Genomic DNA, 14,564 nt, shown 5'->3' with positions numbered 1-14,564 from the left:
GCCCGGGGCGGCCACGTCGCACGTCCGACTAAGCGTTGTGGACCTCGACCTGGACGGCGCACGCATCCTGGACGGCCTGCTCCAGGACACCTCGCCGCGGATCGGGGACCGCCAGCCACGGCCCGACGACCGCGAGCCGACGTAGCCGCGGGTCGGCGAGCACCTCCTCCACCGCGGGCCGGTCGCCCCCGGTGACCAGCGGGCCGGCCAGTCCGGCGAGGATCCGCGCGGCGTGCTCGGCCGCGGCCTCGTACGCCTGCCGGGCCTGGTTGTCCCGGCGCCGCGCGAAGCGCTGCTGGCTCTGACCGCCCGCCTTCGTGCGGCCCTGCACGTGACGCTGGCCGACCTTGCTGTCGGCGATCGACGCCCCGGCCAGGCGGGCGATCGCGAAGCCGCCCTTGCGGACCAGCAGGACGCCCCACGCGTCGGGCGGACCGAGCGCGTCCACGAACGCGCCGACCTCCGGCCCTCCGGCGTACGACGCCTCGAACGGCGCCCGCGCGCGGAAGGTCGAGCCGTCGCCGGCGACCCCGCGCAGCGCGCCGTCCTCGACGGTGAGCGTCGCGCCGCCGTGCCGCTCCCCGAAGTTGGCCACCCAGCGGGCCAGCCGCTCCGGTGGGACGGCTACGTGCGGCATGCCCGCAGCGTACGGCGCGCCGCCACCGGGTCACTCCCAGTGCACCCCCAGTCGGCTCCAAGTGCGTGCCGATGGGATGCGGACGTCACACCGACGCTCGGCCGCAAGGAGCCTCCGCCATGTCCCACCGGACACCCGACCACCTGATCGCACGCCCCTCCCGGCGCACCTGGCGGCGACGCATCCTGCTGCCGCTCGGGACGCTCGCGGTGCTGGGCGGTCTCGCCTGGTCGGCCAGCGCCAGCTCCGCCCTCTGGTCGGACGACGAGCCCGACCGCGTCGCGACCGAGTCCGCCGCCGTACCCCCCGGCGACGCCGACCGGGTTCAGGAGACCACCCAGGCGGTCGGCAGCTGGCTCGAGCTCGCCGGTGGGCTCGCAAGCGCCGACGGCACGAAGGACGACCTCGTCTTCGGTTCGAAGGAGTTCTTCGCGGCGAAGTACCCCCAGCTCTTCCAGTCCGTCGACTTCGCCGCCCAACGCGTCCAGGCCCTTGCCGCCGACCCCACCACCACGCTGGCGAGCCTGGACGCCCGGCTCGACGACATCGACGGGGACGGCGACCCGGCCAGCGACTTCCACGACGTGCCCGGACTGGTCGTCGACCTCGACGCCGACGTGGCCCCGGCCGGCCCCGGTGGCCGCTACGACGTGACCGTCCGCCTCGACGCCGAGCTGGCCGCCGACAGCCCGCTGGCCCTGCGGCTGGACGGCCTGAGGATCAACGACCAGGGCTCGGACGTCCTGACGCTCGAGCTGGCCAGCACGTTGCGCATCGACCCTGCCGCGACCGGCCCGAAGAAGATCACGATCCCCGTCACCGCTGCCGGTCTCGGCTCGCTGCGGGTCGGTGTCAAGGGCACGTACACCGGCGACGACGCCCTCGCCTTCAACGCCGGCATCCTCGGCGTCCGCGCCACCGGCACGGTCACGGCCGACGCCGGAGCCGCCGTACGCCTCAAGGACCCGAACGGCGACGGTGCGCTGGACCTGACCGAGCTCGGCTCCCCCGCCGCCCTGCTGTCTCCCACGTGCGTCTCCGACGGCGCCAAGGTTGACCTGACCGTCACGACCGACCTGGCCGGGCTGTCCGGCAAGGTCGGCACGATCAAGCTCGACGACGCCGACCTCTGCAACGGGCTGGGCGCTCCCGATGTCGAGCTGGGTGACCTGGCTCAGTTCCGCAACATCACGCTCGGCGACTTCGTCAACGGCCTCGCCCAGGTCACCCAGGCCCTCCAGACCGCGCAGGACGCCGGCGACCTGGACGTCCCGTTCATCAAGGAGCCGCTGCGCGACTTCGTGCAGGCCAACGAGCGCCTCGTCGCCTTCTTCGTCGACAACGGCTTCACCGACGCCGACGACCCGATGTCGACCATCACGGTCAACACCGCCCAGGACGCGCCGCTGCAGACGATCCAGGCCGTGCTGCCCAAGCTGGCGACCGCCCTCGGCATCGACCTCGAGGACCTCGGGCTGCGCTTCGACTCCGGACGTGTCGTCTTCGACCTGAAGGCCTCCAGCCCCGAGTCCGACACCCTCGAGAGCGCCACCCTCGACTTCGGCGACAAGCTCGCCGGGCTCGGCGTCACCGACGTCACCGGCACGGGTACGGCGACCATCGACCCGTCGTACGACCTCGACCTCGGCGTCGGCATCGACCTGGCCCCGCGGCTGGCGCTCGCCGACCGCTTCTACCTCACCAACGGCGCGTCCGGATCGGCTCTGACCCTGGACGCGCCGGTCACCGCCGACCTGCACGTGCAGGCGATCGCCTCGGTGCTCCGGCTCAAGCTGGACGATGCCGACCCCGCGGCCGCCGTACCGCTGCTGCGGCGCAAGGACGCCACCAAGCCGATGGTCTCAGTCGCGCTGACCGACCCGGACAAGAACGGCCGGGTCACCCTCGCCGAGCTGTCCGCAGCCGCCGCGCTTCCCGTGAAGGCCACCGTCAACGCCGAGGTGCCGACGACCCGACTGGACGCGACCGCCGACGCCGTGGGCTTCCCGATGGCCGCCGGTCACGTCACGCTGGCGTGGCCGACCGTCGCCGACCCCGCCACGCTCAAGGTGGAGGCCGACGGCGAATTCACCGACGTGGCGCTGCCCTTCGCCTTCGACACGAGCAACCCGCGCGCGCTGATCTCCAAGGTGCTCGAGGTGACCCAGAAGGCCGTCAGCGACCTGCGGGCGCGGATCGCCGACGGCGACGTGACGACCACGAAGCCGCTCCCGCTCGTCGGCAAGAGCGTCGCCGACCTGGACCCGCTGCTCGTCAAGATCCAGGGCACCCTCGACAAGCTCATCCAGACCAACGAGCTGCTGACGCTCGACCAGCTCAAGACCGAGCTGACCACGGTGATCAAGGACGCGCTCGGCATCAAGTCCGCGAAGGGCGCCTCGGCGGCCGCGCTCAAGGACTTCGTCGAGTTCAAGTTCGAGAAGAAGTCCGGGACCAAGCCGGCCTCCGTGGTCGTCGACCTCCACGTCGGCGCCTGCACCTCCGACCGCAAGGAGGGTCGCGACGGATGCTCCGTCACGCCCGACCCCGTCAAGGTGCCCTTCAACCTCGACCTCGGGACCGGCTCCAAGGTGGGCGGCGTCGCCGGCCTCGGCACCGCGGGCGAGGTGCAGGTGTCGTACGACGCCCGCGCCGACCTGACCCTGGGCGTGCAGCTGCCGGACGTGCAGGCGCCGAAGAAGCTCGGGGAGCTGCCGAAGGTGACCGGTTCGCCGAAGCTCTTCGTGCAGGACGACGCGGTCGTCGACCTCGGTGTCGGTGCCCGCATCGACGGCACCCTCAAGGCGGGCCTCGGCCCGCTCCAGGTGAGCCTGGGCCACGGGGACGACACGGCCAAGGCCGCGGTCGCCGCCCGCTTCCGGCTCGCGGCCACCGCCCCGACCGGCGCACGCCTGGTCATCGGCACCCCGGAGTTCAACGCCTTCCTGTCGGGACTGCTGCCCAAGCCCGGCACCGCCACGGTCCACGAGACCGATGACGCGCTCGAGGCGTCGTGCGAGGGCGTGACCGGGCCGGTCGACGCCTGCGCCGTGCTGCCCGTCTACTTCGAGGACACCGACCTGGGCACGGTGCGCTTCGCCGCCGCCGACCTGCTCACGCCGAGCGGCTGGACCGTCGACAGCACCGAGGTCGAGGCCAAGCTGCAGAACGAGGCGATCCAGTTCGCGCTCCTCGTCGACGGCGTCCGCACCCTGACCACCCAGATCCAGGAGGGTCTGCGCAGCCTGCCCACCGGCACCAAGATCCCGCTCATCGGAGCGGACGTCACGGCCGGTGCGGACGTGCTGCAGCAGTTCGACGAGGCGGTCCTGGCGAAGGTCGACGCGCTGTCCGACGCCGTGGCGAGCTCCGGCAACGCCGGTGCCGTCCAGGCCAGGACCGAGGAGATCCTCGCGGACGTCCCCGGCCTCCCCGAGGGCCAGAGCCCGAAGGTCACCCTGACCTGCCGCCCCGCAGCCGGCGGCGCCCCCGTCGCCTGCGCCAGCACCGACACCATCGACCGGATCCAGAGCTTCCAGGTCGACCTGCACCTCGAGTACGCCGCCGAGGACGGCACCGGGACGTTCGACATCGGCTTCCCCGGACTGCGCCTGGCCAGCCAGGGCGAGTTCACCGCCAAGGCCGGCATCAAGCTCAACGTCGGGTTCGGCGTCGACCGTGACCTCGGCTTCTACATCCCGACCGAGGGCAAGGAGGTGGAGGTCAGCGCCGAGGCCAACCTGCCGCACTCCGAGAGCGGTGCCGACCTGACCGGCGACCTGGCGTTCTTCCCCATCGAGATCGAGGACAACCAGGACGCCAAGCCCGACGTGAAGGTCGGCGCGGCACTCGACCTCACGACGACTCGGCCGGACAAGCGGCTGCCCCTGGCCGACCTCGGGCGGGCGCAGCTGACACCGTCGGTCTCGGCCGAGACCCTGCTCAAGCTCGGCGTGAAGACCGTGCGGTCCGAGGGCCCGGCCGGGATGCTGCCGACCTTCAGCACCAACTTCGTGCTGGACGCCGGCATCACCTGGAACGGCACGGGCTCGCCGCAGACCCGGGCCAGCATCGACTTCAACAACGTGCGGGTCGATGCCGGCAGCCTGGTCTCCGACATCATCAAGCCCACCGTCAAGACGCTGCGGAAGTACACCGGACCGCTGGAGAAGCCGATCGAGGCCATCCAGAAGCCGATCCCCGGTGTCGCCGAGGCCGCCAAGCTGACCGGCAGGCCGGCGCCCACCTGGTACGACGCCTTCAAGGCCGCCGACCGGGCAGCGAACGGCCCGGACTCCAAGTCCCTGCAGCTGATCGACCGCGTCATCATGCTCGTCAACCTCGTCAAGGCCGTCGACCAGGGCTCGACCTCCGCCGGCCAGATCGAGATCGGGTCGTTCTCCGTGCTGGCCGACGCCGCACGGCAGCCGGTCCCGCTCAACGAGGCCGACCAGCTCGTCACCGGTGAGTCGGTCACGACACCGGACCTGATCACCAAGCTCGGCTTCGACACCCCGAAGGGCGAGTTCAGCGCCGCCCGCACCAAGGGTGGGCTGTCGTTCCCGGCGTTCGAGGACCCCAAGTCCCTCTTCGGGATGCTGCTCGGCAAGGACGTGCCGCTCGTCTACTACGACGCAGGTCAGCTGGGCATCCAGCGCGGCTTCCAGTTCTCCTACCCGATCGGCCCGGCACGCCTCTACATCGGCGGCAGCGCCGGCGTCTACGGACACCTGGCGGCCGGCTTCGACACCTACGGCATGCGCAAGGCGCTCGAGGTGCTCACCGACGACGACCCCGACAACAACGGCGCCTGGGACGTCACCAAGGGCCTGCTCCAGGGTCTCTACCTCGACGACTTCGACCAGTCCGGCAACGACGTCCCCGAGATCCGCTTCGAGGCCAAGCTGGTCGCCGGCGCCTCGGTCGGCATCCCCGGTCTCCAGGCCGGGGCCGAGGGCGGCGTACGCGGTGTCGCGGAGTTCAACCTCAAGGCCGACCAGACCGGTCGCCTGCGCTACCCGCAGATCGCGGCGCAGCTCAAGGTGAACGCCAACCCGTTGTGCTTCTTCGACGCGACGGCGCGGGTGGACGCCTTCATCCGGGCGTACGTCGACACACCGTTCGGCAAGGCCGACTACCCGATCGCCTCGACGGTGATCTACGACCAGCCCAACCTGTTCTCGTTCTGCGACACCCCGCAGGAGGATCGCAAGAACCGGCTGGCCGAGCTCGACGACGGCAAGCTCACGCTCAAGGCCGACACGAGCCCGCAGTCCTACGTCATGACCCAGGTCGACGCCGAGACCGTCGAGCTCACCGGCGAGATGGACGGCGAGCACGTGGTTGAGCAGTACTCCCCCGTCACCAAGGTCGGCGGTGACCTCCTGGGCGGCGACGACGTGTTCGACGTACAACCCGTCCCGCAGGGCGTTCCGGCCCTGCCCGTCACGGTCTGTGGTGGACCCGGCAACGACCGCATCATGGTCGCCGCCGGCACCGCGACGCTGTACGGCGACGCCGGTCCGGGCTGCAACCCGGTGCCGACGAACGTGGCCGGCGACGACACCCTGATCAGCGGCGCCGACGCGGACACCCTCACCGGCGGCCCCGGCAACGACAGCCTCGACGGCGGCCCTGGTGCCGACCGTCTCGACGGTGAGGCCGACAACGACGTCCTCCGTGGTGGCTCCGGCGACGACGAGGTCATCGGCGGCGCCGGTGACGACACCAGCGACTACGGCGACCACGGATCAGCCGTGACCATCAACCTGCCCGGCCCGAGCGGCTCGGCCGGTGAGGCGGACACCGCGTCGAGCGTCGAGAACGTGCGCGGCGGCAGTGGCGCCGACACCATCAACCTGCCGGCCACCGGCTCCCTGGTGGTCGACGGCGGCACCGGTGACGACACGGTCAACGGCAGCAACAGCACCGGCATCCTGATGGGCAACGACGGTGATGACACCTTCGTCGGCGGCACGGGCAACGTGCAGGTCGTCGGCAGCGGCGGCGACGACACCCTCGTCGACGGTCCGGGCGCCCAGACGTTCCTGGGGATGGAGGGTCGCGACACCGTGGACTACAGCGCCGCAGCCGGTCCGCTGCGCGTCGTGCTCGACGGCGAGCCCGGCGACGGGCCGGAGGGTCAGCGTCGCGACAACATCATCGACGCCGACCTCGTGATCGGCGGGGAGCACCCCGACCAGCTCACCGGCAGCAGTGCCGACGAGGAGCTGCGCGGCGGGGCCGGTGCGGACGTCCTCGAGGGCGGAGCAGGGGCCGACACCCTGATCGGCGGCGACGGCGACGACACCCTGGCCGGCAACGCGGGCAGCGACCGGCTCGAGGGCGGCGCCGGCAAGGAGATCCTGCGCGGTGGCGGTGCCAACGACACCCTGCTCGGCGCGAGCGGCGACGACGACCTGGACGGCGAGCAGGGCGACGACTCGCTCGACGGCGGACCGGACGACGACCGGCTGCGCGGCGGCGAGGGCGGCGACGACCTGCGGGGCGGCGGCGACGTCGACCGCGTCGACTACTCCGACCGCACCGACGACCTCCGGGTCAGCTTCGACGACGCCGCGTTCGACGGGGCCGGGTTCGGCTCCGAGCACGACAACGTCCACGACGACATCGAGAAGTACCTCGGGAGCAGTGGCCAGGACGACGTCCGCGGCTCCGGCCGTGACCAGGTCTTCGTCACCAACGACGGTCGCGACGACGTCGCGGGACTCGGCGGTGCGGACCAGTTCGACGGCGGCAACGGCAACGACCGGTTCTTCGACCTCGAGTTCAACTCGTGGACGTCCCCCAACGCCGACGGCTCGCTGGTCGACCACTTCGTCGGCGGCGAGGGCAACGACGAGGCCTACGGCAACGGCGGCGCGGACCTCTTCGAGATGGGTGCCGGCAACGACACTGCGCGGGGCGGCCAGGACAACGACACCTTCCGACTCGGCGACGGCAACGACGACGTCTACGCCGGTGCCGGCGACGACGACGTGGAGGGTGAGGCCGGGGACGACTCCCTGCGGGGCGAGGACGGCAAGGACAAGCTGCGCGGCGGGCCGTCCGTCAAGGGCGACTCGATCCGTGGCGGCAACGGCGCCGACGAGATCTGGAACGGCGAGGGCGGCGGGACGGTGACCACCGGCATCGGCGGGAACAGCTCCGAGGAGACGGACTTCGCACCGAACGTCGTCCACGGCACCGGCGGGTCCGACAACCGCTACAACGGGTCCAACGGACCGGACACCTTCTTGCTCGGCGCCGGCAACGACAGGGTCGGCGCCGGTCTGGGCGACGACGTGATCGAGCTCGGCGAGGGCACCAACCAGGGCGACGGCGGCGCCGGCGACGACACCATCGTGGCCGGGTCCGGTGACGACAACGTCTTCGGCCTCGAGGGTGACGACGTCCTCGAGGGCGGGGGCGGCAAGGACCAGGTCGACGGTGGCGCCGGCGACGACGTACTGCGCGGCGGCGACGGCAACGACGTGATCAGCGGTGGAGCCGGCAAGGACCTCCTCGACGGTGGCGGCAACGCCGACACGTTCGACGGCGGCGCCGACCTCGACACGCTCACCTACGCGTCACGGACGACGGACCTGGTGGTCAGCGACGACGGCAACGCCAACGACGGCGGAGTCGAGGACAAGTCGACCGTCTCGCCGTTCGTCCAGCGAGACTGGGTCAACGACAGCATCGAGGTGTTCGTCGGCGGCTCGGGCGACGACCACCTGTGGCTGGCCGACAAGGACCGCACCGTGGCGGGGCTGCGTGGCGGCGACGGCAACGACCGGCTCGAGATCAGGTCGACGACCTCACCGGCGACCACCTTCGTCGGTGGTGCGGGCGACGACGTCATGACGGGCAGCGGCGGGGCGGACACGTTCGACCAGGGCGCCGCACCCGACGGTGCCGACGACATGTCGGGTGGTGGCGGCGCCGACCGGGCCGACTACTCGGGTCGTCCGGAGGGCTCGGCGAAGGTGACCTTCGACGGGACCGCCGACGACGGCGCGCCCGGCGAGGGCGACAACGTCCGCGGCGACATCGAGTCGGCTCCCGGGGCGGACTCCGAGGCGCTTCCGACGACGGTCGCGGTCAGCCCCGTGTCGGTCACCGAGGGTGCCGCGGGCGCGACCAGGACGGCCCGGTTCACGGTCCGCCTCGACGCGGTCTCGACCTCGCCGACCCCCGTCAGCTGGAAGGTCGCGGGAGGGACGGCCACCGCTGGGACCGACTACACGGGCACTGCCGGGGTGCTGACGGTGCCCGCGGGCACGCTCACCGGCACGTTCGACGTGACGGTGCGTGGGGATGCGACCGACGAGCCGAACGAGACCGCGCAGGTGAGCGTCACGGGTCCGGCGAACTCGGTGCAGACGACGCTCACGATCGTGGACGACGACTCCCCCGTCGTACGCCCGACCATCTCGGTGTCGTCGGTGTCGGAGAAGGAGGGCAACGCGGGTCTGCGGACCCTGACCTTCAAGGTGGCGCTGTCGAAGGCGACCACGGTGCCCGTGCGGGTGCGGGTGGCCACCGCCAACGGCACCGCCGCGGCCGGCAAGGACTACGTGGCAGCCGCGCGATGGCTGACCTTCGCGCCCGGCAAGACCTCGCTCACCTTCCAGGTGAAGGTGAAGGGAGACCGGGTCCGGGAGAGGTCCGAGCGCTTCCGGGTGCTGCTCAGCGGCGCCACCGGCGGGGTCAGCGGCAGGACGGGCGTCGGCACCATCGTGAACGACGACCGCTGACCGCCGGTCACCAGCTCCCGCGCAGCGCGTACTCCCCCCGGGCGCGCTGCGCGGGCCTCCCCCCGGCGTACTTCTCAGGCGATCCCGTCACTTCTGGGGCGTTGCAACGGCCGAGAAGTGACGCGATCCCCGGTGAACCGGGGATCCCTGGGGCCGGTGGGGCGATCGCCGGCCACCGGCCACCAACTCCCGTGCGGCGCGTCCTTCCCCCCGGGGCGCGCTGCGCGGGCCTCCCCCGGCGTACTTCTCAGGCAATCCCGTCACTGCTGGGGCGTTGCAACGGCCGAGAAGTGACGCGATCCCCGGTGAACCGGGGATCCCTGGGGCCGGTGGGGCGATCGCCGGCCACCGGCCACCAACTCCCGTGCGGCGCGTCCTTCCCCCCGGGGCGCGCTGCGCGGGCCTCCCCCGGCGTACTTCTCAGGCAATCCCGTCACTTCTGGGGCGTTGCAACGGCCGAGAAGTGACGCGATCCCCGGTGAACCGGGGATCCCTGGGACGGGTGGGGCGATCGCCGGGCACCAGCTCCCGCGGAGCGCGGACGTCTCCCGCCGCGCTGCGCGGGCCGCCGCCCCGGCGTACTTCTCAGGCAATCCCGTCACTTCTAGGGCGTTGCAACCGCCGAGAAGTGCAGGGATCCCCGGTGCACCGGGGATCCCTGGGGCCGGTGAGGCGAACGGCGACCCGACCATGACGCCGCTGGGCCGGCAGGCGCGCGAGTCAGCAGCTCAGACGTTGAAGCCCAGGGCGCGCAGCTGCTCGCGGCCGTCGGGAGTGATCTTGTCCGGGCCCCACGGCGGCATCCAGACCCAGTTGATCAGGACGTCGTTGACGAGGCCCTCGAGGGCACCGTTGGTCTGGTCCTGGATCACGTCGGTCAGCGGGCAGGCCGCGGACGTCAGCGTCATGTCGAGCACCAGGTTGGTGTCCTCGTCGATGTGCACGCCGTAGACCAGACCGAGGTCGACGACGTTGATGCCGAGCTCGGGGTCGACGACGTCCTTCATCGCCTCGGTGACGTCCTCGACGGACACGGTCGACGTGCCGACCCCGCCGGAGTGGGCGGCCTCGGGTACGTCGGGCAGGTCGGAGTGGTCAGGCATGGGAGTCCTCCTGGGCTCGGGTGAGGGCGTCTTGGTAGGCCATCCACGACAGCAGTGCGCACTTGATGCGGGCGGTCAGCTTGGCGGCGCCGGCGAAGGCGATCGCGTCCTCGAGGACGTCCTCGTCGGGCACGACCTGGCCCTTGCCCCGCATCATCTCGAGGAAGGCGTCGTAGATCGGCTGGGTCTCCGCGACGGTCTTGCCGATCAGCAGCTCGGTCATCACCGACGCCGACGCCGATGAGATCGAGCAGCCCTGGTTGTCGTAGGAGATGTCGCCCACGACGTCGCCGTCGAGGTGCAGCCGGAGCGTCACCTCGTCGCCGCACGTCGGGTTCACGTGGTGGACCTCGGCCTCGAACGGCTCACGCAGGCCGGCGTTCAGCCGACGCTTCGCGTGGTCGAGGATGATGTCCTGGTACAGGGAATCGAGCTCGGAAGTCATCACTCAACCCAACTTGAAGTACGAGCGGGTGTATTCCAGGCCCTCGACCAGCGCGTCGATCTCGGTCGGGGTCGTGTAGAGGTACGACGACATCCGGGTCGAGCTCTGGACGCCGAAGCGGGCGTGCGCCGGCTTCGCGCAGTGGTGGCCCGCGCGCACGGCGATGCCGCGCGCGTCGAGCACCTGCGCGATGTCGTGCGGGTGCACGCCGTCGAGCTCGAAGGAGATCGCTCCCCCGCGCTCCGTCGCGTCGAGGGGGCCGAGGACCCGCAGTCCGGGCACGGTCGCCAGGCCCTCGAGCGCGTACGCCGTGATGGTCTGCTCGTGCCGGTGGATGGCGTCCATCCCGATGTGGGAGAGGTAGTCCACCGCAGCCCCGAGCCCGACCGCCTCGACGATCGGCGGCGTGCCGGCCTCGAACTTGTGCGGGATCCCGGCGTACGTCGAGCGCTCCATGCGGACCGTCTCGATCATCTCGCCGCCCCCGAGGAAGGGCGGCAGCTGCTCGAGCAGCTCGCGCCTGCCCCAGAGCACGCCGATGCCGGTCGGACCGACGACCTTGTGGCCGGTGAAGACGACGACGTCGGCGCCGGAGGCGACGACGTCCACCGGCAGCTGCGGGGCCGCCTGCGAGGCGTCCAGCACGACGATGGCGCCGACCTCGTGGGCACGGCGGGCGATCTCCGCGACCGGGTTGATGGTGCCGAGCATGTTCGACACCCAGGTCAGCGTGACGACCTTGGTGCGCTCGGTGATGAGCTCGTCGATGTTCGACAGGTCGAGCCGGCCGTCGTCGGTGAGCCCGAACCACCGCAGCGTCGCGCCGGTCCGCTCGGTGAGCAGCTGCCACGGCACGATGTTGGAGTGGTGCTCCATCTCGGTGGTCACGACCACGTCGCCCGCACCGATCTGAAGCGGACCGCGCGCCCAGGCAAGCGTGTTGGCGACCAGGTTGAGCGCCTCGGAGGCGTTCTTGGTGAAGATCACCTCGTCGCGGCTCGGCGCGTTGATGAACGCGGCGACCCGGTCGCGCCCCTGCTCGAAGGCCTCGGTCGACTCGGAGCCCAGGGTGTGCATGGCGCGGGCCACGTTGGCGTTGTGGCGCTCCAGGTGGTCGACCATCGTGTCGATGACGACCTGGGGCTTCTGCGAGGTGTTGGCGCTGTCGAGGTAGACCAGCGGCAGGCCCCCGGCGACGGTCCGCTCGAGGATCGGGAAGTCGGCTCGGATCACCTCCAGCTCAGGGAGGAGGCCGGCCAGCTGCGTGGTGGTCATGTCAGACCGTCGCCGTGAGGTACTTCTCGTAGCCGGAGGCCTCGAGCTCCTCGGCGAGCTCGGGCCCGCCCTGCTCGGCGATCTTGCCGTCGACGAAGACGTGCACGTAGTCGGGCTCGATGTAGCGCAGGATCCGGGTGTAGTGAGTGATCAGCAGGACGCCCTTGCCCTCCTGCGCGCGGAACCGGTTGACACCCTCGGACACGATCTTGAGCGCGTCGATGTCGAGACCGGAGTCGGTCTCGTCGAGGATCGCGACCTTCGGGTTCAGCAGCTCGAGCTGGGCGATCTCGTGGCGCTTCTTCTCACCACCCGAGAAGCCCTCGTTGACCGAGCGCGTGCCGAACGTCGGGTCGAGGTTCAGCTTCTCGAGCGCCGAGTTGACGTCCTTGACCCAGGTGCGGAGCTTGGGTGCCTCGCCATCGAGCGCGGTCTTCGCCGTGCGCAGGAAGTTCGAGACGGAGACGCCGGGGACCTCGACGGGGTACTGCATGGCCAGGAACAGCCCGGCCCGGGCGCGCTCGTCGACCGACATGGCGAGCACGTCGTCGCCGTCGAGGGTGACGGTGCCGCCGGTGATCGTGTACTTCGGGTGGCCGGCGATCGAGTAGGCCAGCGTCGACTTGCCCGACCCGTTGGGGCCCATGATGGCGTGCGTCTCACCGTCCTTGATGGTCAGCGTGACGCCCTTGAGGATGTCCTTGGGACCGTCCTCGGTGTCGACGGACACCTGCAGGTCCAAGATGGCGAGCTCGCTCATGAGGGGGTGACTCCGTTCAGGGTGGTGGTGGTGTCGATGAAGATGGAGGCGGTGCCGTCGGGGTCGTCCCGGACCTCGACCGGGAAGGTCGCGACGGGCTCGGTGGCGGGGAAGCTGGTCGGCTTGCCGGTCCGCAGGTCGAACCGCGAGCCGTGCAGCCAGCACTCGACCGTGCAGTTCTCGACCTCGCCCTCGCTGAGCGCGACGGCGGCGTGCGAGCACAGGTCCTGGAGGGCGAAGAACTCGTCGCCGTCACGCGCGAGCGCGACGTCGTACGCGCCGATCGTGACGCCCAGCGCCTCGTCGGTGGGGACGTCGGCGACCGCGCAGGCCAGCTCGAACGCCATCAGACGAGGTCCTTGAGCACGTTCTTGGCCAGCTCGGCCTCGACCGTCTCGAGCAGCTGACCCTCGATCGACGGGATGCCGACCTTGCGGATCAGGTCGTTGAAGAAGCCGTGGACGACGAGGCGGCGCGACTCCTTCTCCGACACCCCGCGCGAGCGCAGGTAGAAGAGCTGCTCGTCGTCGAAGCGAGCGGTCGCGGACGCGTGGCCCGCGCCCTCGATCTCGCCGGTCTCGATCTCCAGGTTGGGGACCGAGTCGGCCTGGCAGCCGTCGGAGAGGACCAGGTTGCGGTTCTCCTCGTAGGTCTCGATGCCCTCGGCGACCTTGCGGATCAGCACGTTGCCGATCCAGACCGTGTGGGCGCCCTGGCCCTGCAGCGCGCCCTTGTAGAGCACGTGGCTCTTGGTCCGCGGCGCGTTGTGGTCGGCGAAGAGGCGGTGCTCGAGGTGCTGGCCCTCGTCGGCGAAGTAGAGGCCGAGCAGCTCGGCCGAGCCGCCGGGACCGGCGTACTCGACGTTGGCGTGCATCCGCACCACGTCGCCGCCGAACGAGATCGACGTGTGCTTGACGGTGGCGTCGCGGCCGACCTGGATGGCGTCGCGGCCGAGGTGCACCGCGTCGTCGTCCCAGTCCTGCAGCGAGAGCACGTTGACGTTGGACGCGTCGCCGGCGAGCACCGTGGTGATCGCCGAGTAGCGCGCCGAGCCGCTGTGCGCGATCACGACGGTCGCCTGGGCGTGGCGACCGACCCGGACCACCAGCCGGCCCCAGACCAGGTCGTCGACGGACTCGCCGTGGAGCCGCAGGACGATCGGCTCGGTGATCTCGGCCTCGGCCGGGACGTCGAGCAGCACGGCACCGGCAGCGTTGGCCGCGGCCAGCGCCGAGGGCCGGTCGTTGGGCGCGAGCTCGCCGATCTCACGCGCCTGCTCGGCGCTGATCCGGGTCAGCGTGACGCCCTCGGGCAGCGTGGTGTCCCACGTCAGGCTGGCGTCGGAGGCGTCGCCGTCGAGGATGCCGCGGAGCCGCTTGAGCGGCGTGAAGCGCCAGATCTCCTCGCGCCCGTTGGGGACCGGGTGCTCGACCAGGTCGTACGACGGGGGCGGGTTGAGGTGGCTGAAGAGCGGCCCCTGCTCCAGGGCGGACTCCACGCTCTCGCGGGCGGTGTCGGTCACAGTCACTACGGGTGTCTTCCTAGGTACTCGGATCTGTGTGGTGGTCCCGAGGAGGGACTGGTT

Annotated in this window: 8 protein-coding genes; 1 reads left to right on the top strand and 7 read right to left on the bottom strand. The window is 71.1% G+C overall.

From position 1 onward, the window contains the following. Positions 1-28 precede the first annotated feature (28 nt). Positions 29-637: an acVLRF1 family peptidyl-tRNA hydrolase gene (locus N542_RS0112570; protein ID WP_028644209.1), complete on the bottom strand. Its 609-nt coding sequence runs from the start codon at positions 635-637 to the stop codon at positions 29-31. 119 nt (positions 638-756) lie between these two features. Here N542_RS0112570 and N542_RS0112565 point away from each other — a divergent pair, with 119 nt between their 5' ends. After that, positions 757-9,396: a Calx-beta domain-containing protein gene (locus tag N542_RS0112565; protein ID WP_028644208.1), complete on the top strand. Its 8,640-nt coding sequence runs from the start codon at positions 757-759 to the stop codon at positions 9,394-9,396. A 728-nt stretch (positions 9,397-10,124) separates the two neighbouring features. Here the strand turns inward: N542_RS0112565 and N542_RS0112560 are convergent. Genes N542_RS0112560 through sufD form a run of 6 tightly spaced genes read right to left on the bottom strand, consistent with a single transcriptional unit; the run spans position 10,125 to position 14,507 of the window. After that, a complete protein-coding gene (locus N542_RS0112560) occupies positions 10,125-10,499 on the bottom strand; it encodes a metal-sulfur cluster assembly factor (RefSeq protein WP_028644207.1) in 375 nt (124 codons plus the stop codon). Next, complete coding sequence (gene sufU / locus N542_RS0112555; protein WP_028644206.1) at positions 10,492-10,944, bottom strand: Fe-S cluster assembly sulfur transfer protein SufU; 453 nt, start codon at positions 10,942-10,944, stop codon at positions 10,492-10,494. The genes N542_RS0112560 and sufU overlap by 8 nt, the downstream gene beginning before the upstream one ends. A gap of 3 nt (positions 10,945-10,947) precedes the next feature. Next, entirely contained in the window at positions 10,948-12,219 is a 1,272-nt protein-coding gene (locus tag N542_RS0112550; RefSeq protein ID WP_028644205.1) for a cysteine desulfurase, read from the bottom strand. A 1-nt stretch (position 12,220) separates the two neighbouring features. Beyond that, the gene (gene sufC, locus N542_RS0112545) at positions 12,221-12,979 is read right to left on the bottom strand and encodes a Fe-S cluster assembly ATPase SufC (protein WP_028644204.1); all 759 of its coding nucleotides are present in this window, start codon (positions 12,977-12,979) and stop codon (positions 12,221-12,223) included. Beyond that, the gene (locus N542_RS0112540) at positions 12,976-13,326 is read right to left on the bottom strand and encodes a non-heme iron oxygenase ferredoxin subunit (RefSeq protein ID WP_028644203.1); all 351 of its coding nucleotides are present in this window, start codon (positions 13,324-13,326) and stop codon (positions 12,976-12,978) included. The genes sufC and N542_RS0112540 overlap by 4 nt, the downstream gene beginning before the upstream one ends. Further along, a complete protein-coding gene (gene sufD / locus N542_RS0112535; protein WP_028644202.1) occupies positions 13,326-14,507 on the bottom strand; it encodes a Fe-S cluster assembly protein SufD in 1,182 nt (393 codons plus the stop codon). Before sufD ends, N542_RS0112540 begins: the two co-directional genes overlap by 1 nt. Positions 14,508-14,564 lie beyond the last annotated feature (57 nt).

Origin of the sequence: Nocardioides sp. URHA0020, from assembly GCF_000620705.1 — a bacterium.
Classification (GTDB): domain Bacteria; phylum Actinomycetota; class Actinomycetes; order Propionibacteriales; family Nocardioidaceae; genus Nocardioides.
Note: the sequence above shows the minus strand (reverse complement) of the source record. Positions and strands in the feature narration are given on the sequence as shown.